Below are 22,056 nucleotides of genomic sequence, written 5' to 3'. Positions count from 1 at the left end.
GATTAAAAGTTAATATTAAAATTAGCATAAATAGAGCTTTATTTAACTTTTTAGTGTATATTTAGTTATATTATAGATTGTAAATTGTAGGAGGTTTTGAAATGAAAAGAAAAATATTAACAACAGTCGCTTTATTATCATTAGTAAGCTTATTTCAAGTGATTAATCATAAAGAAGTCGATCCGATTCAAGGACAGACTATTCAAAATGAAGAACCAATAAAAATTAATGAAATTAAAGAAGAGAATGTTGTAAGTCGTGTTGGTGAGCCAGCAGAAGAAGGCGTTTCGGCAATTATCGTTCGAACAGAAGAAACTTACCCAGAAGTTGAGACTGAGAGTACTGTTGATACCTACGTACCGACACCAGAAGCTAGTTCGGAGCCGATAGAGCCGACAGAGCCAACGGTACCAGTTGAACCAACTGAACCAACTGAATCATCGGAACCAAGCGAATCGACAGAAACAACAGAATCAACAGAAACAACAGAAACAACAGAATCAAGTGAATCGACAAAACCAAGTGAATCGACAAAACCAAGTGAATCAACAAAACCAAGTGAATCAACTGGAACAAGTAAACCAAACAAACCGAACAAACCGAACAAACCGAACAAACCAAACAAACCAAACAAACCAGTTAACCCAAGTAAACCAGTCACACCGACTCAGCCTAATTATCCAACCCAAGGGAATGGTTCAACTACGTGGAATCCTCCTTATAGACCAGCAGAACAACCAGTCTATAATCAAGAAATTCCAGTGATTGACACGACTGAGTTAAACTTTACCTTTAATAATACAACGGAAGAGTTTATTGATCGGATTGGCCCTTTAGCTAGTAAAATCGCTGCTGAAAACAATCTTTATGCCTCAGTAATGATTGCCCAAGCCATTTTAGAGAGTGCTTCAGGAAACTCGAGTTTAGCAGGTATTCCAAATTATAATATTTTTGGAATTAAAGGTAGTTTTAAAGGTAATTCAATTGCCTTACCGACTTATGAAGATAATGGGGCAGGGTCACTTTACCTGATTTCCGCTAATTTCCGTCGTTATCCGTCATTTAATGAGTCATTAGAAGACTATGCTAAATTATTAACAAAAGGAATTACTGGTAATAAGAAATTTTATCAAGGAACATGGAAAGATCAGACCGATTCATATCGTGATGCCACTTTATTCTTAACTGGCAAGTACGCAACTGACACTCAATATGCCAGTAAGTTAAATGGTTTGATTAAAACATACGATTTAACTAAATATGATCGTTATGACAAAAAAATGGCGAAACGTTTTGCAAAGATGTCCGTCGGTAAAAAAGAAAAAGCAGTTATCGCTGAAGCTACTAAATACCTAGGCTTACCTTATGTCTGGGGTGGAACAACAATTAACGGTTTTGACTGTTCAGGATTAGTCCAATATGTTTATAAGAAAGCAGCTGGAATTGAGATGCCACGAGTAACTTGGCAACAAGAAACAGTTGGTAAAGACGTTGACTTTAAAGAGCTAAAAACTGGCGACTTACTTTACTTTGGTGAAAGAGGAGCCACTCACCATGTGGCAATCTATTTAGAAAATGGTCTCTTCATTCATGCACCGCAACCGGGTGATGTAATTAAAGTAACTTCAATGGCAGACTTTATGCCTGATTTTGCCAAACGCGTCATTAAATAAATATCCAAAGAGGACCGTTGACTATTAATTATGTCACGGTCTTTTTTTGTGATAGTATTAAGGGAGTAATTAATTGATAAAGGTGTGAGTCTAATTCAAAAGTATTGTTCGAAATGTGGTGGGGCTTTAAGTGTTAAATTGGTGGAAGAGGAAGGGCTAATTCCTTTTTGCGATGATTGTCAGGAATTGCGCTTTCCAACATTTTCCACAGCTATGAGTACGATTGTGCTAAACCCGCAAAAAAATAAAATTTTGTTAATTAAACAAGGTGGTCGCCAACAATTTGTACTAGTGGCTGGATACGTTACCTTAGGCGAGGCGGTTGAAACAACTGTTCGGCGGGAAGTTTTAGAAGAAGTTGGCTTAAAAGTGACAGAAGAACGTTTTTTACGAAGTAGCTACTATGAAAAAACCAACACATTGATGTTAAATTTTGAATCAGTGGTGAGTTCTGAAGAGCTGACAATTAAAGTAAATGAAGTCGACGAAGCACAATGGTTTACCTTTTCAGAAGCTAAAGCGCAGATTATACCAAATTCTTTAGCGGAATGTTTCTTATTAAATTTTTTAAAAGACTTAGAAAGCAACTAAGTATTGTGAAACTAAGTTTATTAATAGGTTATCTTTTACACAAATAAGCAACAAAAGAGGACCGCGACAATAGTCGACGGTCCTTTTATTTTAAATAATTATTTGATTTCTTTTGTGTTTTCAACAATTTTTGTGACGATGCCGTAATCAACGGCTTCGTTGACACTCATCCAAAAGTTACGGTCAGTATCAGCTGAAACTTTTTCATAACTATTGCCAGTTGCTGCTGCAATTAGGCGGTTTACTCGTTCCCGCATCCGCACGATTTCTTTGGCTTCAATTTGGATTTCAGTACTTTGACCACTGACGCCACCAGCAGGCTGATGAATCATGTAGCGAGTATTTGGCAAGCTGTAACGATTTTTCGCTTGAGCGGCTAAGTAAATCGTAATTCCAGCACTAGCAACCCAACCAGTCCCAATAATTTTAACTTCTGGTTTAATAAATTTAATCATGTCATGAATCGTGTCACCAGCTTCAACATGGCCGCCTTGGCTATTGATGAAGATCGTAATTGGTTCATCGCCCAGTGAAGCTAATAAGAGTAATTGGCTAGTGACTTCTTTCGCTAACTCTTGATCAATGCCACCGTAAATTAAAATGGTTCTATTTTCAATCATTTTTTTAGTTAATAAACTGTTTAAGTCGTTGCTTTTAGTTTCTTCTGTCATTGTAATGCCTCCAGTTGTTTTTTGAAAAAGGTCAAAAACCTCTTATCAATCTAATAAATATCTTAGCATAAAAAAAAAGAATAAACAAAAAATTGACCTTAACTGACTAATTGATTGTTTATCTTTTTTAGTTAACATTAACGACGAGGTTTACGACCTAGGCCGACACCGTTACGCATCCGTTGTAACGTCTTATTAGCTACCTGACGAGCCTTCTCAGCCCCTTCATCAAGGATTTGATGTAGTTCTTCAGAACTTAATAACTCTCGCTGACGGGTTTGAATAGGCTCTAAGAGAGCGACGACTGCTTCCCCGAGATCGGCTTTGAAATCACCATAGCCAGAATCAGCATATTTAGCCGCTAAATCGGCAATGGATTGATCAGTCACAGCTGAAAAAATTGTTAGTAAATTAGAAATACCAGGTTTGTTTTCAACATCGTATTCGATTTTACCACTTGAATCAGTGACGGCTGAGCGAATTTTTTTCCGAATGACATTCGGCTCATCAAGCATTGAGATAAAGCCTTTAGGGTTGTCATCGGACTTACTCATTTTTTTCGTCGGGTCTTGTAAACTCATAATGCGGGCACCGTGAGTCGGGATCTTAACTTCTGGTAAAGTTAGGATTGGTTGACTGTCAGAGCCATAACGATTGTTAAAGCGTTCCACAAAGTCCCGAGTCAGTTCAAGATGTTGTTTTTGGTCTTCCCCAACTGGTACTAAATTAGTGTTGTAGAGGACGATATCAGCAATCATCAATGGGGGATAAGTTAGTAAAGCGGCACTTACACCACTACGAGCGTTTTTTTGCGACTTATCTTTGAATTGAGTCATGCGTTCTAATTCACCAATGCTAGTGTTACATTGAACAAGCCATGCTGCTTCGGCGTGAGCTGAAACTTCTGATTGAATAAAAATTGTAACTTTTTTAGGGTCTAAGCCAACAGCCAAGTAAAGGGCGGCTAAACCAAGAGTTTGGGCTCGTAGTTTTAAGCGATCTTGGGGAACCGTGATGGCATGCTCATCTACGACACAATAATAACAGTCGTAAGTGTCTTGTAATTCAGTAAATTGTTTCATAGCACCGATATAGTTTCCAATCGTCGGAATGCCACTAGGCTGAATGCCTGAGAAAATTGTATCCATTTTTCATCATCCTTCTTATCTATGTTTCCTCAATTATACTGGAAAGGAACTAAAAAGGACAGAGCAAGATAATTGGTTGTAAACTGTTGCAGTCAGTGGTTTAAAACAGTTGTTGAAATAGTTATTGAATATGTGAACTTTTTATGAAATTTGTATATAATTTGCAAGAATATCCGCTTAAAAGCAGAGATAGCGCTCTTTACAGTCAAGTATTCCTTTGTAAATAAGCGGATATGGTGTAGTAATTAAGTCAGGGATGCGTTATAATAAAAGGTATAGGAGTTGTGGTTATCGATTACTATACACAAAATTATGGATGTAGCAGTAGAGTGCATGAAAAAAGGAGTGAAACATATGCTAACACTATATACTTCCCCAAGTTGTACGTCTTGTCGTAAAGCAAGAGCGTGGTTAATGGAACAAGAAATTCCTTTTAAAGAACGTAATATCTTCTCTGAACCTTTGGATATTACTGAATTAAAGGCAATCCTACGCATGACCGAGGACGGAACAGAAGAAATTATTTCAACTCGTTCTAAAGTATTTCAAAAGTTGGATATGGATCTTGATGAATTGCCATTGCCAGAGTTATTAAAACTTGTGCAAGAAAACCCAGGTTTGCTACGCCGCCCGATTATGATTGATGAAAAAAGACTTCAAGTAGGATTTAACGAAGATGAAATTCGTCGTTTCTTACCGAGAGAAGTTAGGGCCCTTGAATTACGTCACGCCCAATTGATGGCAGGTTTATAAAATAGCTGATACCTCGTCAAAACGGCGGGGTATTTTTGAGATTTTTTTCTTTACTTTTCAGCGTTTTAAGCTACAATGGGTTTTATAGAGATATCTTACTAAATAATAGTATGTCAAAAGAAGAGAGGTGTAGCCAATATGGAAATGGAGCGCATTAATGAAAACACGATTCGAGTCCTAATTGAAAATGAAGATTTAGAAGAACGGGGAATTACGTTTTTAGATTTACTTGGAAACCACAAGCAGATCGAAAACTTCTTTTACAGTATTTTAGAAGAAGTGGATATTGATGAGCAATTCCAAGAAACAGACGCTGTCACATTTCAAGTGCTACCGAATCGCAACGGCCTAGAGCTGTTTATTAGTAAAAATATGATGATGGGTGAGGATGGGGAAATTCCTGAATTATCCGAGATGATGAACCAAGAAACCTTTGGGGAATTCGTAAAAAATCAAATGACTGAAGGGACACCTTTAGCAGAAACAAACACACAAGAAGAAGTTAACAATTACATTAATAATCTAGAATCACCATTACTAGAATCAGTCGTCAAGTTTGATAGTTTTGAAGATGTGATTCAATTAGCTCGAATTGCTAAAATGAATAATGTCGTCAGTCACTTATACCAAATGAAAGACGATCTATCAGGATACTTTTTACACGTTGTCTTCTATTTAGAAGATACAACAGAGACGCAAGTCAACGATGACATGGCTTTGATTCTTGAATTTGGTCATTTAACGACTGTCGCCCCGGAAGTCTTAGCGGAATACGGGCAACTAATTATGGAACAAAGTGCTTTGAAGCAAACCCAACATTATTTTAAAAAATAACTAAAAAAACTGATGACAACTGTCATCAGTTTTTTTTATATTCAATAAAGTACTTAAAGTATAAAAATGTTAATTCACACGGTTAGGGCTATCATTCGTAGTAATCACGTCATAGACAGCATTTAAGCCACCAGCTACTAAGTTTTCGACAGCTGTATGTGTATAGAAAGCAATGTGTGGTGTAAAAATGACATCTTCCCGGGCAACGAGTTCTTTAAAAATAGGATCAGTTACTTCTTTGCCGACAAAATCTTTTGTGACATAAGGCATTTCATTTTCATAAGTGTCTAAAGCTGCCCCAGCTAACTTGCCACTATCTAAAGCTCTGATTAAAGCAGCAGTATCAACAATGACGCCGCGAGCAGTGTTGACTAAGTAAGAGCCATCTTTCATTAAACTAAATAGTTGATCATTGAATAAGTGATGGTTGTCTTTAGTCGCAGGCATATGGATTGAAATCAAGTCAGCTTCTTTAACGACATCTTCAACGGAAGCTTTGTATGTTAAAAATGTTTTCGCTTCTTCGTTTTGATAAAGGTCATAAGCGATAATGTTAGCGCCGAAGCCTTTTAAGATTTGAGCTGTAATGCGGCCAATCCGACCAGTCCCAATAATACCAATCGTCATGGAACGAAGCTCTGGACTAATCATGTCTTTAGCCCACCGGTAATCTTGTTTCGCCATATTATTTTGAATTTTATTCAACTGTCGCACACTTGCTAAAGCGGAAGTTACTGCAAATTCAGCAATGGCATTCGGTGAATACTCGGGAACGTTAGTAATAATTAGTCCAGCAGCTGTGGCAGCTTCTAAATCATACATGTCGTAGCCAGCAGAACGGGTAGCAATCTGCTTAATTCCTAAATCTGCTAATTGTTGATACATTTCAATTGGTAAAGCCATCGTTTGTTGTAAGGCTAGACCATCTTTACCAGCAACTAAATGTAAAGTTTCGGCATTTAAAAAGTCACTAGTAATCTCAAGTTCTACATTATTTTCTTGGGCCCATTTTTCTGCAAAAATTCTTTCATCGTCACGAGCACCCATCATTAGTAATTTCATTATTTATTTCTCCTTTAAGTTTTATTAGTTTTTATTGAAAGCAAAAACATCTGGTTGATATAATTTAAAGACTTTTGTACATAAGAAATCGGCAATTAGAGCTGAGATTAGTGGAATAATAAAGAATGTCAAAAGGGTTATTAGTAAATTCAGTGTCGTCGAGCCAACCATAAATTTCAACGCGTTAATCGGGCCAACGAGACCTGAAAAACCAAAACCAGCTGAAGCGGCTGTTCCTTGGATATTGAATAAAGCACCGGCTGCTCCAGTAATAGTCGAAGCAATGACAATTGGGACTGCTATGATTGGGTGTTTAATGAAGTTAGGCATCATCATTTTCATGGCTCCTAAACCAACAGCCCAAGTCACACCGGAGCTATTCACTTTCCGAGAGCTAATGACGAGTAACATTGCACAAGCACAAATTCCTAAGTTAGCAGCGCCGGATGCTAAACCGTCTAAGCCGATGGCAGTTGCGATGGCCACAGTTGAAACCGGTGAAATGATAATAATACCGAATGAAATAGCAATTAAAATTGACATAATGACTGGTTGTAAAGTGGTAAAACTATTAACAGCAGTTCCAATCGCTGCTGTCAGTGAGCTGACAAAAGGCAAAGTAATCACACCGATTAAGCCTGCGCCACCAGCGGCGATAATTGGTAGTAAGAGAATTGTCATCGAACCTAACTTATCGTGTACTAAGTAGATGATCAGAATACAGATTGCCGCTGTTAACATCGTATTAATTAAATCGCCAATTCCGACAAGCATGAATTTGCCATCGACTACCCGGTAAGCGCCAGATGCTGCAAAGGCGGCTCCGCCAGTAATTACGGCCTCCATGGCAGTTAACCCGAATTGTAAAGCGATTAAGACACCAACAATGACTGGAACAGTAAACTGAATGGCTTGGACGATGACTAAGGGGGTTAAAAAAATATCACTCTTAGTCATTAAAAATTTAAATAGTTCTCCGAGAATGGCATTTGGGATTAACCCAACGACGATTCCGATAGCGGTCCCTGAAAGAACTTTATTCAGGAAAATCTTAGGACTTAACTCTTTGGGGAATGATTGCGAAAAAAAAGTTGACATAATAATTAGCTCCTTTTGTTTATTTTTGAAGAGTTGTGCTTTATTTCACAATCTCTTTATGACGTAAGAATAGCACCGAAACTTTGTGAAGTAAACTACAATTATCTAATAAAACCTTAGTGACCTTTTTTGAACGAGGGCTATCATTAGTCTTTAAAGATTTGTCAATTTTTTCCAAATGAACGCAGAACTTGATTTTTAAGGTGTTTTTTTTGGTATTTAAGAGGAAGTTGTGAAAAAAGGAACTTTCTTTAGAAGTGGCTGAAAGAATTAAGCGATTTTTTTGTTAAAAGCTAAGTAGTTAGTTATAATTGAGTGTAGCAGTTAATATGAGTGATCTGTAAAAAGAGGAGGCACTGGAATGGCATATGAATCTATCTTACTAGATGTCGATGATACATTATTAAACTTTAAAGCAGGCCAACGCCAGGCCGTGGATAAATTATTTCGAGACCAAGGATTAGAACTAACACCAGAGATGCGGAATCTCTATGAAGCAAAAAACCATCAACTATGGAGTGATTTAGAGAAAGGGTTGGTCAGTCGTGAGTTTGTGCTTGCCGAACGATTTACTTATATCTTTAAAGAGTACGGCTTAGTTAAAGATGGCGCAGCAATGGATCAGATTTTTCGAAAATACTTAGCCGCAGAAACGATCTTTATGGAGGGGGCGAAGGCAGCCGTCAAAGAGTTAGCCCAGAGTCATGACTTATATGTCGTAACAAATGGCGTCGCTGTGACTCAACATAGTCGTTTAGCGAATGCAGGGCTTACCCACTATTTTAAAGGGATTTATATCTCGGAAGAAGTGGGTTACCAAAAGCCAAATCGCCAGTTTTTTGACTATCTTTTTGAGCATAGCCCAGAAATTGATCCGAATAAGACATTGATTGTTGGGGACTCTTTAACAGCTGATATCCAAGGAGGATTAAATGCTGGTATTAACACATGTTGGTATAACCCGGAGGGACTGTTGAATTCGACTTCTGTTACTCCAACTTTTGAAATTAATAACTTAAACCAATTGAAAGAATTTGTCTGAAACGTCGAATATTTTTGCTGAAAGCTTCTATTAGTGAAAAAAATTTGACGTTTTTTCACTTGGAAAATGGCGTTGTATCGAATAAAAAGGAGTATCCTTAGAGCTTTATCGTGACGGGTTTTTGTTAATAAGTTAAGGTGTTTCTTTTTAACGAATGTTTTATGGTAAAATTAAGTTGATAAAAACTAAAAAAGTTAAGGAGTGAGTAAAATAAAAAAAAAAGCAATCATTGGTCTCCTAGGTCTTACTTTAAGTCTAAGTGCTTGCCAACCAACTGAAAAACCAGCTGAAGCAAAGCAAGAGGGTGTCACCATTGAAAAACTGACAGAAAAAGACCCTAGTATGGCATTAGCCCAAGCAGTTGCTGGTAACGAGGAATTATTAGTTTATGAATTCAGCTTACCAACTAATAATCACAGCTATCAAATTGTGGAAGACATTTATACTGAGGATAAACAGGAATCTTCGGTCATCATGTCAGAAAAAACGACTGACCCAAGTAGTAAAAAAGGTGTTTTTTATTACAGCTTAACAGCAATGCCAACAACTGAAGATGAGCCAGATTTATTAGGGGCAGAGTTAATCATGGGGTTACAGGAAGCCGCGGGCACAAGTATGAGAAAAACTGGGGATTTTGAAAATAGTGAATTTAGCGTCTTAGGTATGCCAGAAGTTAAGGTCAGCAAAGATGGCAGTTACCCTTTAATTGGGGTGAAACTAATTAATCATGAGGAAATTTCAGCGGACACAGAGGCCCCCTTGCTAACGTTGTCAGATGACATGGTCACGAATCCCCAAGATTATCAAAAGGAGCTTGTTAAAGGCGAGACATTAACGGTTTACCGCTTAAGTGTTAGTGAGTAAAAAACAGACAACTGTTAAAGGTTGTCTGTTTTTTTTACTAAGGTCAACCTTACCGTAGGGCCGTGATCAATTAATTGGTAGTCAGCTTTTTTAGGGAAAACCTTCGTCTTTGTTTGTTTGATTTGCTTTAGTAAATAACTTTTAGCTAAAGAAATCCCGGTTTTAATTGAAGTACTCGTAATAATTTCTGATTTGGTAGCAGTCATTAATTTAGGCAGTCCAAGAATACCAGCTTTTTTGATGACATCCTTAGCAAGGGTGAAGATAAGGGCTTGTTGACGCTGGCAACAGTCGTAATCAGCTAGTTGGTGATTGTAGCGGAATAATTCAACTAAGTCAGTGCCAGATAACTGGTGAGGGCCTTTTGCCAGTTCGGTGCCATTAGTTAAAAGCGCCGGCTTTTTCAAAGTAATTCTTACTTGATTGTTTAAGTGGGTGGCAGTTAATGTGGCCAAGTAACTTAAATCAGCAATCACATACTCAGGTGTGGGAACGTGATAGAATTGAGTGAAAGCCGCTAAAAAGGCCCCAATATGTTCTTTTGAGTAACTAGTTAGCAACTCTTTTTGAAAGGCGGCTTCGAGGGGCTCTAAGTTAGGTAAAAAAGCGACTAACTCAGCAGTGTCACTCTTTTTAGTATCCCAAGTGAAATAGAATAAAGAATTTAAGTGTTGGGGGTTATGTTCTTGATCCGTGATTAAGATCAAACAAGCCTGTTTATTAATTGCCATTAGTTAAAGTGACTCCTTTATCTTAAAATTTATTGTAAGTTAAGACTATTTTACCAGATAATCCTAGAAAATAAAAAGCTGTGACTTTTTTGGAGTCACAGCTTTTTTTGATTTTACTAATCCATACCGATTAAGTAATCGTCGTCTTTCATTGCTTCAACACTACCTAGTAAGTAGCCATTCCCAACTTGTGAGAAGAAGTCATGGTTACTAGTTCCTGTCGAAATCCCGTTCATGACAATCGGGTTCACATCATTGGCAGTATCTGGGAATAATGGGTTCATACCTAAGTTCATCAAGGCTTTATTAGCATTGTAACGTAAGAAAGTTTTAACTTCCTCAGCCCAACCTAATTCGCCATATAATAAATCAGTGTAATGCTCTTCATTTTCATAAAGTTCGTATAACAAGTTATACATCCATTCTTCTAGTTCCGCCTGTTCAGCTTCAGGAAGTTCGTTGAAACCTAATTGGAATTTATAACCAATGTAAGTTCCGTGAACAGATTCATCACGGATGATTAATTTAATAATCTCCGCCACGTTAGCTAATTTATTATTACCTAAGTAACGTAATGGGGCATAGAAACCTGAATAGAATAAGAAGGTTTCACCGTAAACACTGACAACTTTTTTCTGTAAAGGTGTCCCAGTTAAATAAATCTCATTAATAATTTTAGCTTTCTTTTGTAAAAATTCATTCGTGTTTGTCCACTCGAAAATTTCATCAATTTCTGATTTAGTATTCAAGGTACTAAAAATCGATGAATAACTTTTAGCGTGAACAGATTCCATAAATTGGATGTTGTTAAGCACAGCTTCCTCATGGGGTGTTCGAACGTCGGGACGAATGGCTTGGACACCATTTTCCGATTGAATCGTATCTAAGAGGGTTAAACCACCAAAGACATAACCAATCGTTTGTTTTTCTAAGTCTGACAATGAACGCCAGTCATCTAAATCATTTGATAAAGGAATACGGGTATCTAACCAAAATTGTTCAGTTAATTTTTCCCACGTCGATTTATCAATCATATCTTCAATGGCGTTCCAGTTAATTGCTTTATAATAAGTTTTACTCACAGTTGATTTCCTCCCTTAAATGACACAACTTTCACACGAGTTACTGCCAATTTCTTCTTCGTCATCAGTAAAGGTGCGAATGTAGTAAATTGATTTGATCCCTTTGTGGAAAGCATAGTGACGTAAAATATTAAGGTCACGCGTAGTTTGTTTTGGTGTATCTTTCCATTCGTACAAGCCTTCAGGAATTTCAGAACGCATAAACAGTGTCATACTCATTCCTTGGTCGATATGTTGTTGCGCTGTGGCATAGACATCAATGACTTTACGCATGTCCATATCGTAAGCGGATGTGTAATAAGGCAATGTTTCATTGCTTAAGTATGGTGCGGGGTAATAAATTTTACCAATTTTTTTCTCTTGACGTTCTTCAATCAAACGAGTAATTGGGTGGATACTAGCACTAGTGTCGTTAATATACGAAATAGAGCCATTTGGAGCAACTGCAAGACGGTTTTGGTGGAATAACCCACTGACTTTAACAACATCTCTCAGAGCTTCCCAATCACGAGTAGAAGGTACGAAAATATCAGCGAATAATTCTTTGACTTTGTCAAATTGCGGAGCATAGTCATTGTCGATGTATTTATCGAAATAAGTGCCTTTAGCGTAATCTGAATTTTCAAAGTTAGCAAAACTTTCACCACGTTCTTTAGCGATGTTATTACTTTCAACTAAGGTCCAGTAGTTTAGTAACATGAAGTAAATATTCGTAAAGTCAATCGACTCTGGTGAACCGTACTCCATTTGATTTTTAGCGAAATAAGAATGAAGACCCATGGCGCCTAAACCAATTGTGTGGTTTAAATCATTCCCATTTTTAATTGAAGGGACAACTTCAATATTTGAAGCTTCGGTAACGAAAGTTAAGGCACGAGTCATCGTTCGGACAGATTTCCCAAAATCAGTACTATTCATTAAGTTTGGAATATTGGTTGAACCTAAGTTACAACTAATATCTGTTCCTAAGACTTCGTATTCTTGCTTATCGTTAATGGCAGAAGGTTGTTGAACTTGTAAAATTTCAGAACATAAGTTACTCATAATGACTTTACCATCAATTGGGTTTTGGCGGTTGGCTTCATCAATGTTGATAATATAAGGGTAACCTGATTCTTGTTGTAATTTACTAATTTCATTTTCAAGATCACGGGCTTTAATCGTTGTTTTGCGGATCTTCGGATTAGCAACTAAGTTATCGTACTCAGCAGTAATATCAACGTAAGAGAATGGAACACCGTACTCTTTTTCAACACTGTAAGGACTAAATAAGTACATTACTTCGTTTTTACGAGCTAATTCATAAAACTTATCAGGGACTGTTAAGCCAAGAGATAAAGTTTTAACGCGGATTTTTTCATCAGCATTTTCTTTTTTCGTTGAGAGGAACATTTCAATGTCTGGATGGAAGACGTTTAAGTAAACCACACCAGCCCCTTGACGTTGACCTAATTGGTTACTGTAGCTAAAACTATCTTCGAACAATTTCATAACAGGGACAACACCACTAGCGGCACCTTCGTAACCTTTAATTGGGGCACCAGCTTCACGTAAGTTGTTCAAAGAAATTCCGACCCCACCACCAATTCGTGATAATTGTAAGGCACTATTGATTGAACGGCCAATACTGTTCATATCATCAGTTACTTGTAGTAAGAAACAAGAAACAAGTTCCCCACGACGTTTACGACCAGCATTTAAAAATGAAGGTGTGGCTGGTTGGTAACGTTGGTGAATCATTTCGTCAGCAATACTTAGGGCTAACTCTTCATTGCCATCAGCAAAGTATAAGGCGTTAAAAGCTACCCGATCTTCGTAACGTTCTAAATAAAGGGTTCCATCATTGCTTTTTAAGGCATATTGGGAATAAAATTTATAGGCAGCCATAAATGATTTAAACTGGAAGTTTTGCTCATTTAAAAATGTATATAAAGAATCGATAAATTCGATTGAATATTTTTGGATAAACTCTGCTTCAATAAAATCTTCACCAATCAAGTAATCGATTTTTTCTTTAGTTGATGAGAAAGCCATCGTATTAGGATCAACATTCTCTTTAAAGAAAGCTTCTAAGGCTTCTTGGTCTTTGTTCAATGGAATTTGACCATCAACTGGACGGTTAATTTCATTATTCAGTTCAAAATAAGTTACATCATTCATTTGTTTTAAACTCAATTTCACTCACTACTTTCTTAAATTTATTGACATCATCATCGGTGCCGTTGAACTCAAAAACGAACAATAAAGGGACGTTGTAATCTTTAGCAAAATCTTTTGCGGTAAAGACAAATAAATCTGCGAAGTTACGATTGCCACTGCCAGCGACACCTTTAAGATTATCACGATTACTTTTATAGTCAACAAAATCGTTCACTACTTCGGTAATGTCTCTATCGTAAGTAGGAACGATTAATATGTACGGCTCGTGTAATTCGACAAAAGGATTGCTTGCATCAATCTCGTAAGCTGGTAGATCTAGTTTTTTGATAAAACGTCTCGTCTGTCCAGTCATTGTAAAATAGACAAGCTGCATTTTAAACTGCCAAAGCTCTTAATTGATCTGGTCGGAAACCAACAATTGTAACGTCTTCGCTAGCAGTTACAACAGGCACACTTCTGTGACCTTGGTTTTTTAACCAATCTATATATTGTGGTTCTGAATCAATGTTTACTTCGCTATAAGCGATATTTTTATCAGCCAAAAAGCGTTTCGTCATTTTGCACTGAGGGCAGTTGTTTTTAGTGTATAAAGTAATGTTAGTCATAATGTATTCCTCCAGATGTATTTGTGTCTTAACTAATACTTAGTATAAACCTTCCCTAAAAAAAGTCAACACAAAAACACTATATATTGTGCTTTGGAACATAGGGTGCCACTACGGTTGGTAGGTTCGACATTTCACAATTCCGATATAGTGAGCTTTCATACTGTTTTTCATAAAATTAATAATAAAAAAACAGTCATAAAAAGTTTTTGTTCCACTTGTTCCCCCTAGATATAGTGTTTCAAAATTGCTGAGCCATATTCGCATAAAATGATCACAATAAGTATCAAAAGCAAGAGCGAAGCTAAATCTATATCTAGTGGTTGAAAATATGTAATAGATGATTAGCTAAAAGTAAAATAGCGCCATCTATAGAATGATTAACTAATAATCTTGTAGATAAAAAAACCATTATATAGAAGGAACTAGAATTTTTCAGTGGAGACTTTCAAATAATCAAGGGAAAAGTTCTTGCTATTAAATAAAGCCAGTGCTAAAATATGTCTTGTAAGAAGTATCGGGCTGTTAGCTCAGTTGGTAGAGCAAATGACTCTTAATCATTGGGTCGAGGGTTCGATCCCCCCACAGCCCATGGGTGCCAAACCCATGAAGTCGGACAAATCTTGGTGCGAAAGCATTTTGAAAAGATTTGTCGCGGCTTCTTTTTTTTATAAAAAAGCCAGTGAGTCGTTGGAAGTTCGTATCCCAGGACTCACTGGCTTTAGCTTAAGCTAGACGTTGAGTGATTTTTTTGATTTCTTTTGAAAACAAAAGGTTAAATAGTTTATAGATAAGTTGCAGTAGCAGTTCCATGAGGATCCCAAGGATAAAAATAATCAGTGCTAAAAAGCTCATATAAGCAATCCCAATCAGTGTTCCACGATCCTGGAAGACTTGACTAATATTTAAAAAATCTCTTAAACTAAGCCAAGAATCAGGGGTATCCAAAACACTAATGTCTTGTTTTGTGACTTTCGTTGAGACTTCTTTTAAAAGGCCGATACGGTTTGGTAAAGGCAGACTTTTAAAATAGGCTTGTCGAAAGAACGCTGATTCATGGACTAAGTAGACCGTAAAAGTTGTTGCCGATAGTTTATTAATGAGTGGTTGACTGCCGATATTAAGCCGTTGAAATAACTCAAAAATGACTAAACTAGCAGTTAGGAAAATCAGGCTTGGCGACCATAACACATCATTGAAAGGTGAGCTTGCCATGCCAGAAGCTGGTTGATCTAAATAAAAAAGTTGCAGATTGGTGTTTAAGTTGACTTTATATTGAAAGACTTGGATTAATACAAACAAGGCTAAGAATAAACATAAGGTAAGCCATTTAATATCTTTTAAAGGGTTGTATAGGCGAATAAAACCACCAATAGCATAGACTAAAATACCGATCATTAGATTTTGAATTCTTAAATTGCTAAAGATATTAAAAAGTTCTGTGAAGCTGACTAAAAGTAATAATACCATAATAAAAGTTAAGTATTTCTTTTTATCTAAGCGACTTAGAAAATTATTTAAGAAATAATTAGCAAAAATAATAATAAAAACGTAATAGCCAATAAACCACCAGCCTTTAAGAAGCATGTGCATGTTCGAAGTCGTTGAAATAGGCAGTTGGAATTTGACGAATAAGTATGAAGCGACTAAGAGGACAATCGCCACGAGGTACGCCCTAAGTAATAAATTGCTCCCAGCTTTAATAACATTGATTTCTTTTTTTGTGATTAAGAAATATCCAGTAATTAAAATGAAAAGCGTATTTCCGAGTTGACCAAAAGTATAAAAAAGTTGGATGACCTCTAAATGATAAAAATTAGAACCAGTGTCAGGACTAACTAAAGCAAAACGGTTATAGTCGATATGGTATCTGACGATGTGGTACATGATGATACCGAGCATGGAAAAAATTCTTAAAGCTCGAAATTAGACTTTCGGCCGTTGTTTGGGTGAGACATAGGGGAAATTCTCCTTTGATTGTTTAATTTTGAAAATGATTATAAATAAAACCTTACACGTTATAACATAGGAGCCTTTTACAAAAAAGATAAGTTTAGCTATCTATGTTTGCAAGTGAATCATGCCAACTGAGGTCATAAATAGAAGGGACTGACAAAGAAGGCGTTAACCGAAAGATGTTATTTTATAAGTCGTATTAGTGTACAAAAATAATCGACTATGAGATGATTTATGTACAGTTATTTCAAAGGAGGAATTGTTAATGGTTAATAAAGACGAACTAAAAGGTAAAGTGAATGAAACTGTTGGAAAAGCAACTGGTGATGAGAGTCAAGAACTAAAAGGCAAATTCCAAGATACTGTCGGTAAAGCGAAAGAAAAAGTTGAAGAAGGCGTCGACGAGCTAGCTGGCAAAGCCAACGACTTATTTGATAAAGTAACAGGTAAAGATCATAAAGACTCAGAGCCTAAATAATTAATAAATGAAACACACTCTCAGCAGAGAGTGTGTTTTTACGTTTTTTAGGCTATAATAAAACTCAGAAGAAAGCAGGTGTCTCAAATGGCAGGAACGAATCGCCAAGATATTAAGATTGGCGCTAAAGTAAAAATCGTCTTAAAAGCTGATCAACGAACGGGTAAATTAACCGAAGGCACAGTGGCACGATTACTAACGAATAGTAGTAATCATCCTCATGGAATTAAAGTTAAACTAGCTGATGGACAAGTTGGACGTGTGAAAGAAATCTTAGACAATTAAAGCTATTAGCGAAAAAATCGGCCACTCTAAAAGGAAGGCCGGTCTTTTTTTGTAAAAAAGACAAAAAGAGGAGCCAGTGACTAATGTCGCTGGCTCGTAAGGAGATGTTTGTTACTTTTTAGGGAAAGTAACAAAATGAAAAAGTTGTTAGGGTTGTTTTGGTATGTCTTTAATATACTAGCTAACTGTGAACAAAGTGTGACTAAGAAGTAAGCAAAAAATGAAGTTTATGTAAAGAATAGTTAACGTGAGAAATCACGGCCTTGTTCAATGAGATATTCTAAATAATGAGTAACGTCTAAGCATTGTTTAAAATATGAGTAATCTTTGGCAGAGAGTTGAATGACAGGCTCTTCTGGAGCAGAATCTAGGGCTTTAAAGGCTCGGACAGGATTTGTTTTAATAAATTCACGAATGAAGAAGGAATATTGAAAATTAACTTTACCAGGGGAGTTTGAGTGACGGAATAAATACCAGCAACGGGGTAAACGCTCGGCAGCAGCTTGTAATTTTTGAAACTCATCGCGAGAAATTTCAGGCATCAGTGATCACTCCATTCAGTTGCCAAGTAAAAGTTATAAATTTATTATAAAAGGAGATTTTTAAGACTGCAAGTCAAAAGTTAACTAAAGCTAAAAAAGAAGACTAAGTCCTGAGACTCAGTCTTCTTTCTTTTTGTGACATTCAAAAGTAATGGTTTGGTTACTTGAAGTTGGTCGTTCCTTAAACTCGTAATCTGCTGAAAGAGAAATCCTCTCAAAGCCCGTTTCTTGTAAAAGCATTTGGAACTCTGTCAAACCGTACCAACGTAAGCGTAGCTCTTGAAGCTCAGTTGCGATCAAAGCACCATTAGTCCATTTTTCATATTTTAAATGACTAACAGTATGTTGATGCAGCCAGTCAATTTCAACCATTTTACTTTCTAAGGTGATGCCACTAGTCTCAGACACTGGATGAACAGTCGTCGTCAGTTCCCCTAATTCAGGGTAAAAAGGCAAGTCTAAATCTAAAATTAAGCGACCGCCAGGAACTAGATGCCGGAAACAATTTTTGAGAACTTCCAAGGCGACCTCTTCTGTAGGAAAGAGACAAAAAGTTGAAGTTGGAATAATAATAGCGTCATAACGATAGGGTAATTGGCAGTTTTCAATACGATCATGAAATAACTCAATATCAAGACCACGACTTTGACAATGCTGGCGACAGCGAGTGAGCATGTCTAGGGATTGATCAATGCCGTGAAGGTGATAGCCAGCCTCTAATAAGGGAATTAACAGTCGACCAGAACCGACACCAACTTCGAGAATCAGACCAGAAGTTGCCCCAAGGCGTTCTTCGTAATAGTCAATGTCCCCATTTAAAGCTGCCCCAATCGGTTTGGTTAATTCGTAGACTTCGGTACACAAGGGACCGTATGGATTAAACATATGTGTAACCTCCTTTGTTAATTAGTCTAAGACCGTATGTTCGATTTCTTTACCTAGGAAGTAAGAAATCACTGTGCGGATAATGACGACTGCTGCTAAAATTAAAATATCTTGAACCGTTGGATTCATAATTGATTCAATAATATCAGCGGCAATCAAAATTTCTAAGCTGAGTAAGATATACGTGCCTAAGTAGTTTTTGATAATATTATTATGTTTAGATGTTTCCAGAGGTGATAATTTTCGCCATTCATTGCGAATAAAGTCGACTGTGGCTTTGCTGACTCCTAATATTAAAATCAAAATAGAAATCGCGTTTAAAGCTGTAACGATTAGATGAACTACGGTGTTGATTGAGAACATTAAAATTCCTCCTAACTAACTAATAAATCTATTTTTAGTATAGCAATTATTAAGTCGTATAGAAAGTTAATTGAATATAATAAAGAACGATAAACCTTTAATGTAAAAACAAGTTAATTATTTACAGTGTTAGTCGTAGATTCTTGGTTAGTAATAAAATTAATCGCTAAAACGAGACCTAAAGTTAGTAATTCAGCCTCTGAATCGAGGATACTTATTTCATAACTATCACCCCAACTAAACCAGGCCTTTTTAATTGTAGCAATGCTTTTTCCCCGTCGGGCTAATGTAAAATTCATACTGAGAAAATCACCCCTAGCGGTAATGTCCGTTCCTTCAAGGACGTAGCTTGGTTTCAAAAAAGTTAACTTCTTTTTGATAATCGCGACTTCTTGATTAGCAATCACTAGTGAAAATTGTGGCAACCATTTAAAAAGCTTTTCTTCAATTCGAGCGACTTCCTGATTAGTCGAGTCATGAATCGTTAATTTCTTGTTCAAACTTATGATGGAACCACTGACATAATAAAGATCTTGCTCCCTTTCATCTTTAATTGTAAAACGATCACGGAAACTAAAGACTTGTTGTTTTAAATAAAGCTTTTTCATAAAAACCCTCCATTCCTAGACGTATTTTTAGTTTAGCATAAGTAGCCAAGAAAGCCTTGGAAAAGCCTAAGGCTGGAAAGAAAAATATAAAGGGTAGCTGAAGGCTTACAAAAGAGTTTCAAAATTCGTAAATCATTGACAAGGCGGGAATATCAGCGTAGAATTATTTATTCGTGAAGAGAAAGTTTTGGGAGGGAAATCTATGTCTAAAAAGAATGAGTGGGCACTAGAGCAAGAGCATTTAACAATGGTTTATGAAAAGTTGTTAGAGATGCAACGAAAAGTAATGAATGATTCCGAAGAAGCGGATGAAGATTCTCGCAGCTTTTTAAAAAACTTAGCAGAAGATGTCCGATTTAATAATGCATCAGCCTCCGATAGCTTTGAATCCTTAATTGAAATTGAGCAGAAGAACCAAGAGTTAGCTCAGTTGAACTATAAGAAGGAATGGTTGGAAAAACAAAAAGCCAATATTGGTCAATTACTAGAAGGGCCGTATTTTGCTAAATTAGACGTCCAGTACCCAGACGAGGCTGAAATGGATCAGTTCTACATTGGCGTGGCTGGTTTTAGTGACGAAGAACATAATCAGTATGTTTACGATTGGCGCTCACCGATTGCCAATTTGTATTATGAAAATAGTTTAGGTGAAACAAGTTATGAAGCCCCGATGGGACAAGTGCCTGTAGACTTAAAAAACCGTCGCCAGTTAAAAGTGAGTAAACGCACCTTAGTTGACTACTTTGATACGAATACGGCGATTGAAGACCCGATGCTTTTAGAAGTCTTGAATGAAGAATCAACAGTGAAATTACAAGACATTACGAGTACGATTCAAAAAGAACAAAATGCGATTATTCGTGACACGAAAAGTGATGTCTTAATCGTTGAAGGCATAGCTGGTAGTGGGAAGACGTCGACAATTTTACAACGAATTGCTTTCTTGTTGTATCGTTTTAAAGATGATTTATTACCAGAACAAGTCTTATTATTATCACCAAACCCAATGTTTAGTAAATACATTGAAGAAGTCTTACCAAGTTTAGGTGAAAAAAACCCTCGTCAAATGACTTATCGTGACTTAATGCGTAATCGAGGCCGACAGTACGAAGTTGAAGGCTTAGAAGACCAGTTGAAAAACCAACGGGTAACTGATTCTTTACATAATATGTATGAAATTGAGACTTATGTCGACCAACTAAATCCAGAATTAATGGATTTTACCCCAATTACGCTGGAAGATGAGTTAGTCATTTCAACTAAATGGATGCACCAAGTCATTATGTCTCTACCAAAAGAAGTTGAATTGTACCGTAAGTTGGATTATTTAAAGGAACAAATGAATAATTCCTTAACGAAGTACATTAAAACTGAGAGTAAGAAACAAAAATGGCGAGATGAACTGGAAAACGTTAGTAATGAAGAGTATAACCAACTTTTCCCAGATGAAGGCAAAAATAATAAAACCTCAGAAGACGATAATATTCAACAAGTCGTTAACAAGTTAGTTAATCGTCGTTATGCTAATCTTCGGGGGAAAATTAATAACTTTAGCTGGATTGATATTGAAAGTCATTATATTTTAGCGACTGGTTTACAAATCGGACGGCCGATGTCATTAGACCAAGCCACAGAATTTGCGTATTTAAACCATTTAATGATTGAACGTCGTAATAACAATCGTAAAATTAAATTCGTGATTTTAGATGAAGTTCAAGATTACAGCGAAGCTCAGTTGTACTTCTTAGCGAAAGTTTACGGCAACGCAAACTTCACTTTAGTTGGTGATGGTTATCAATCAATTTTTGCCCAAGGAACGACGTTCAAACGGGTGGAAGAATTGTTTGCTGGTAACAACCGCAAAGTTAATTCTGTTAAATTACTAAAATCATACCGTTCAAGTGGGCCAATCAGCCACTTTATGAAACATTTATTAGGTGGGGAAGAAAGTGGCGTCGAAGTCATTGATCGTCCAGGGAAAGAGCCTGAATTTAAATGCTTACCTGATGCTGAAAATTATTTAACTTACTTAAAAGAACTATTAGTGCCTTCAAAACAAGGCTATCGCAAAGTTTTATTAACGAAAGACAGCCGAGAAGCTATCGCTCTGTATCGAGAATTAGGTAGTCCAGAAAATATTACGTTGATTGCCGATTCGACGCGGATGGAACTCAATGCGCAATTACTCATTATGCCAGTCCATTTAGCTAAAGGACTTGAATTTGATGTTGTGATTGTTAATAATCCGTCGAAGAAGCGCTTTGTCGATAACCACGACTTAAACTTGCTGTATACTGCTAGCTCTCGAGGGATGCATGAGCTTTACTTGCCATACATTCAAGAACCCTCTAAATACTTAGGGTGAAGGGGCAGTCAACCAATGTTATCAATTGCTTTTTTAAAGAACGCTATTGTATAATAAAATAGCAAGCTACTATGTCCATGGTAGCTTACAAACTCAGCCCTCTATTGATTTATCGATAGAGGGTTTTTACTGGGCTCTACGTCAAATTGTGTGGATGGCTAAAATTTAGTCGAATAAATAGTTACTTAGGCAGCTTCATCAGAAATGGTGAAGTTGCTTTTTTGTGTCACTTTAAAACTGATTAGAATGCGGTGTTTAAA

Annotated in this window: 23 protein-coding genes and 1 tRNA gene; 10 read left to right on the top strand and 14 right to left on the bottom strand. The window is 36.7% G+C overall.

The window, feature by feature from the left end:
• Positions 1 to 101 precede the first annotated feature (101 nt).
• Both CBF35_RS12035 and CBF35_RS12030 read left to right on the top strand, forming a co-directional pair.
• Positions 102 to 1,673, top strand: a complete 1,572-nt coding sequence (locus CBF35_RS12035) for a glucosaminidase domain-containing protein (protein ID WP_126781526.1) — start codon at positions 102 to 104, stop codon at positions 1,671 to 1,673.
• Between the two features lie 141 nt (positions 1,674 to 1,814).
• The gene (locus tag CBF35_RS12030) at positions 1,815 to 2,264 is read left to right on the top strand and encodes an NAD(+) diphosphatase (protein ID WP_244922599.1); all 450 of its coding nucleotides are present in this window, start codon (positions 1,815 to 1,817) and stop codon (positions 2,262 to 2,264) included.
• Positions 2,265 to 2,362: 98 nt separating this feature from the next.
• Here the strand turns inward: CBF35_RS12030 and CBF35_RS12025 are convergent, their stop codons facing one another.
• The gene (locus tag CBF35_RS12025; protein ID WP_126781524.1) at positions 2,363 to 2,935 is read right to left on the bottom strand and encodes an ATP-dependent Clp protease proteolytic subunit; all 573 of its coding nucleotides are present in this window, start codon (positions 2,933 to 2,935) and stop codon (positions 2,363 to 2,365) included.
• Between the two features lie 137 nt (positions 2,936 to 3,072).
• Positions 3,073 to 4,083, bottom strand: coding sequence for a tryptophan--tRNA ligase (gene trpS, locus CBF35_RS12020; protein WP_126781522.1), 1,011 nt, complete (start codon positions 4,081 to 4,083; stop codon positions 3,073 to 3,075).
• A 354-nt stretch (positions 4,084 to 4,437) separates the two neighbouring features.
• Here trpS and spxA point away from each other — a divergent pair, with 354 nt between their 5' ends.
• Together spxA and CBF35_RS12010 are read left to right on the top strand one after the other, a co-directional pair.
• On the top strand, positions 4,438 to 4,836 hold the full coding sequence (gene spxA, locus CBF35_RS12015; RefSeq protein WP_126781520.1) for a transcriptional regulator SpxA: 399 nt from the start codon (positions 4,438 to 4,440) through the stop codon (positions 4,834 to 4,836).
• A 138-nt stretch (positions 4,837 to 4,974) separates the two neighbouring features.
• A complete protein-coding gene (locus CBF35_RS12010; protein WP_126781518.1) occupies positions 4,975 to 5,670 on the top strand; it encodes an adaptor protein MecA in 696 nt (231 codons plus the stop codon).
• A 69-nt stretch (positions 5,671 to 5,739) separates the two neighbouring features.
• Here CBF35_RS12010 and CBF35_RS12005 read toward each other — a convergent pair whose 3' ends face one another.
• Together CBF35_RS12005 and CBF35_RS12000 are read right to left on the bottom strand one after the other, a co-directional pair.
• Positions 5,740 to 6,732: a D-2-hydroxyacid dehydrogenase gene (locus tag CBF35_RS12005; protein ID WP_126781516.1), complete on the bottom strand. Its 993-nt coding sequence runs from the start codon at positions 6,730 to 6,732 to the stop codon at positions 5,740 to 5,742.
• A gap of 24 nt (positions 6,733 to 6,756) precedes the next feature.
• Complete coding sequence (locus tag CBF35_RS12000; RefSeq protein WP_126781514.1) at positions 6,757 to 7,830, bottom strand: PTS sugar transporter subunit IIC; 1,074 nt, start codon at positions 7,828 to 7,830, stop codon at positions 6,757 to 6,759.
• Positions 7,831 to 8,191: 361 nt separating this feature from the next.
• Here CBF35_RS12000 and CBF35_RS11995 point away from each other — a divergent pair, with 361 nt between their 5' ends.
• Positions 8,192 to 8,872 (top strand): YjjG family noncanonical pyrimidine nucleotidase, encoded by a 681-nt coding sequence (locus tag CBF35_RS11995; protein WP_126781512.1) that lies wholly within the window; start codon positions 8,192 to 8,194, stop codon positions 8,870 to 8,872.
• Between the two features lie 201 nt (positions 8,873 to 9,073).
• Positions 9,074 to 9,736, top strand: a complete 663-nt coding sequence (locus CBF35_RS11990) for a hypothetical protein (RefSeq protein WP_126781510.1) — start codon at positions 9,074 to 9,076, stop codon at positions 9,734 to 9,736.
• Between the two features lie 14 nt (positions 9,737 to 9,750).
• Here the strand turns inward: CBF35_RS11990 and CBF35_RS11985 are convergent, their stop codons facing one another.
• The 5 genes from CBF35_RS11985 to nrdH all read right to left on the bottom strand — a co-directional run bounded on the left by CBF35_RS11985 (position 9,751) and on the right by nrdH (position 14,314).
• Positions 9,751 to 10,467 carry an LCP family glycopolymer transferase gene (locus CBF35_RS11985; protein ID WP_126781508.1) on the bottom strand — a complete coding sequence of 239 codons (717 nt, stop codon included), beginning with the start codon at positions 10,465 to 10,467 and terminating at the stop codon, positions 9,751 to 9,753.
• A gap of 116 nt (positions 10,468 to 10,583) precedes the next feature.
• Positions 10,584 to 11,549: a class 1b ribonucleoside-diphosphate reductase subunit beta gene (gene nrdF / locus CBF35_RS11980; protein ID WP_126781506.1), complete on the bottom strand. Its 966-nt coding sequence runs from the start codon at positions 11,547 to 11,549 to the stop codon at positions 10,584 to 10,586.
• A 15-nt stretch (positions 11,550 to 11,564) separates the two neighbouring features.
• Entirely contained in the window at positions 11,565 to 13,724 is a 2,160-nt protein-coding gene (nrdE, locus tag CBF35_RS11975; protein ID WP_126781504.1) for a class 1b ribonucleoside-diphosphate reductase subunit alpha, read from the bottom strand.
• Positions 13,702 to 14,082, bottom strand: a complete 381-nt coding sequence (gene nrdI / locus CBF35_RS11970) for a class Ib ribonucleoside-diphosphate reductase assembly flavoprotein NrdI (RefSeq protein ID WP_126781502.1) — start codon at positions 14,080 to 14,082, stop codon at positions 13,702 to 13,704. Before nrdI ends, nrdE begins: the two co-directional genes overlap by 23 nt.
• Before the next feature lies 1 nt (position 14,083).
• Entirely contained in the window at positions 14,084 to 14,314 is a 231-nt protein-coding gene (gene nrdH / locus CBF35_RS11965) for a glutaredoxin-like protein NrdH (protein ID WP_126781500.1), read from the bottom strand.
• A 519-nt stretch (positions 14,315 to 14,833) separates the two neighbouring features.
• Between nrdH and CBF35_RS11960 the strand changes: the two genes are divergently transcribed.
• A tRNA-Lys gene (locus CBF35_RS11960) sits at positions 14,834 to 14,906 on the top strand.
• Between the two features lie 134 nt (positions 14,907 to 15,040).
• On the opposite strand, the gene CBF35_RS11955 is transcribed toward CBF35_RS11960, so the two are convergent.
• Positions 15,041 to 16,225: an acyltransferase family protein gene (locus tag CBF35_RS11955; RefSeq protein WP_280530464.1), complete on the bottom strand. Its 1,185-nt coding sequence runs from the start codon at positions 16,223 to 16,225 to the stop codon at positions 15,041 to 15,043.
• Positions 16,226 to 16,535: 310 nt separating this feature from the next.
• Here CBF35_RS11955 and CBF35_RS11950 point away from each other — a divergent pair, with 310 nt between their 5' ends.
• Entirely contained in the window at positions 16,536 to 16,748 is a 213-nt protein-coding gene (locus CBF35_RS11950) for a CsbD family protein (RefSeq protein ID WP_126781496.1), read from the top strand.
• 87 nt (positions 16,749 to 16,835) lie between these two features.
• Complete coding sequence (locus tag CBF35_RS11945) at positions 16,836 to 17,033, top strand: YwbE family protein (protein ID WP_126781493.1); 198 nt, start codon at positions 16,836 to 16,838, stop codon at positions 17,031 to 17,033.
• A 242-nt stretch (positions 17,034 to 17,275) separates the two neighbouring features.
• On the opposite strand, the gene CBF35_RS11940 is transcribed toward CBF35_RS11945, so the two are convergent.
• From CBF35_RS11940 to CBF35_RS11925, 4 genes are all read right to left on the bottom strand, one after another.
• Positions 17,276 to 17,575, bottom strand: a complete 300-nt coding sequence (locus tag CBF35_RS11940; protein WP_126781491.1) for a hypothetical protein — start codon at positions 17,573 to 17,575, stop codon at positions 17,276 to 17,278.
• Positions 17,576 to 17,692: 117 nt separating this feature from the next.
• Positions 17,693 to 18,460: a class I SAM-dependent methyltransferase gene (locus CBF35_RS11935; protein WP_126781489.1), complete on the bottom strand. Its 768-nt coding sequence runs from the start codon at positions 18,458 to 18,460 to the stop codon at positions 17,693 to 17,695.
• 21 nt (positions 18,461 to 18,481) lie between these two features.
• Positions 18,482 to 18,823, bottom strand: coding sequence for a DUF1622 domain-containing protein (locus CBF35_RS11930; RefSeq protein ID WP_126781487.1), 342 nt, complete (start codon positions 18,821 to 18,823; stop codon positions 18,482 to 18,484).
• Between the two features lie 113 nt (positions 18,824 to 18,936).
• Entirely contained in the window at positions 18,937 to 19,431 is a 495-nt protein-coding gene (locus CBF35_RS11925) for an LURP-one-related/scramblase family protein (RefSeq protein WP_126781485.1), read from the bottom strand.
• A gap of 202 nt (positions 19,432 to 19,633) precedes the next feature.
• Between CBF35_RS11925 and CBF35_RS11920 the strand changes: the two genes are divergently transcribed.
• Complete coding sequence (locus CBF35_RS11920; RefSeq protein ID WP_126781483.1) at positions 19,634 to 21,796, top strand: HelD family protein; 2,163 nt, start codon at positions 19,634 to 19,636, stop codon at positions 21,794 to 21,796.
• Positions 21,797 to 22,056: the final 260 nt, after the last annotated feature.

Origin of the sequence: Vagococcus salmoninarum (genome assembly GCF_003987495.1) — a bacterium.
GTDB classification, from domain to species: Bacteria; Bacillota; Bacilli; order Lactobacillales; family Vagococcaceae; genus Vagococcus_D; species Vagococcus_D salmoninarum.
This window is presented reverse-complemented; position numbering and strand designations above follow the sequence as displayed.

Coding starts and splice junctions, on each gene's coding strand:
- nrdI (WP_126781502.1), bottom strand. CDS start 14,082: ATGCAGCTTGTCTATTTTACAATGACTGGACAGACGAGACGTTTTATC.
- CBF35_RS12000 (WP_126781514.1), bottom strand. CDS start 7,830: ATGTCAACTTTTTTTTCGCAATCATTCCCCAAAGAGTTAAGTCCTAAG.
- CBF35_RS11950 (WP_126781496.1), top strand. CDS start 16,536: ATGGTTAATAAAGACGAACTAAAAGGTAAAGTGAATGAAACTGTTGGA.
- CBF35_RS11995 (WP_126781512.1), top strand. CDS start 8,192: ATGGCATATGAATCTATCTTACTAGATGTCGATGATACATTATTAAAC.
- trpS (WP_126781522.1), bottom strand. CDS start 4,083: ATGGATACAATTTTCTCAGGCATTCAGCCTAGTGGCATTCCGACGATT.
- CBF35_RS12005 (WP_126781516.1), bottom strand. CDS start 6,732: ATGAAATTACTAATGATGGGTGCTCGTGACGATGAAAGAATTTTTGCA.
- CBF35_RS11935 (WP_126781489.1), bottom strand. CDS start 18,460: ATGTTTAATCCATACGGTCCCTTGTGTACCGAAGTCTACGAATTAACC.
- CBF35_RS11945 (WP_126781493.1), top strand. CDS start 16,836: ATGGCAGGAACGAATCGCCAAGATATTAAGATTGGCGCTAAAGTAAAA.
- nrdH (WP_126781500.1), bottom strand. CDS start 14,314: ATGACTAACATTACTTTATACACTAAAAACAACTGCCCTCAGTGCAAA.
- CBF35_RS11925 (WP_126781485.1), bottom strand. CDS start 19,431: ATGAAAAAGCTTTATTTAAAACAACAAGTCTTTAGTTTCCGTGATCGT.
- CBF35_RS11930 (WP_126781487.1), bottom strand. CDS start 18,823: ATGTTCTCAATCAACACCGTAGTTCATCTAATCGTTACAGCTTTAAAC.
- CBF35_RS11920 (WP_126781483.1), top strand. CDS start 19,634: ATGTCTAAAAAGAATGAGTGGGCACTAGAGCAAGAGCATTTAACAATG.
- spxA (WP_126781520.1), top strand. CDS start 4,438: ATGCTAACACTATATACTTCCCCAAGTTGTACGTCTTGTCGTAAAGCA.
- CBF35_RS12025 (WP_126781524.1), bottom strand. CDS start 2,935: ATGACAGAAGAAACTAAAAGCAACGACTTAAACAGTTTATTAACTAAA.
- CBF35_RS11940 (WP_126781491.1), bottom strand. CDS start 17,575: ATGCCTGAAATTTCTCGCGATGAGTTTCAAAAATTACAAGCTGCTGCC.
- CBF35_RS11985 (WP_126781508.1), bottom strand. CDS start 10,467: ATGGCAATTAATAAACAGGCTTGTTTGATCTTAATCACGGATCAAGAA.
- CBF35_RS12010 (WP_126781518.1), top strand. CDS start 4,975: ATGGAAATGGAGCGCATTAATGAAAACACGATTCGAGTCCTAATTGAA.
- CBF35_RS12035 (WP_126781526.1), top strand. CDS start 102: ATGAAAAGAAAAATATTAACAACAGTCGCTTTATTATCATTAGTAAGC.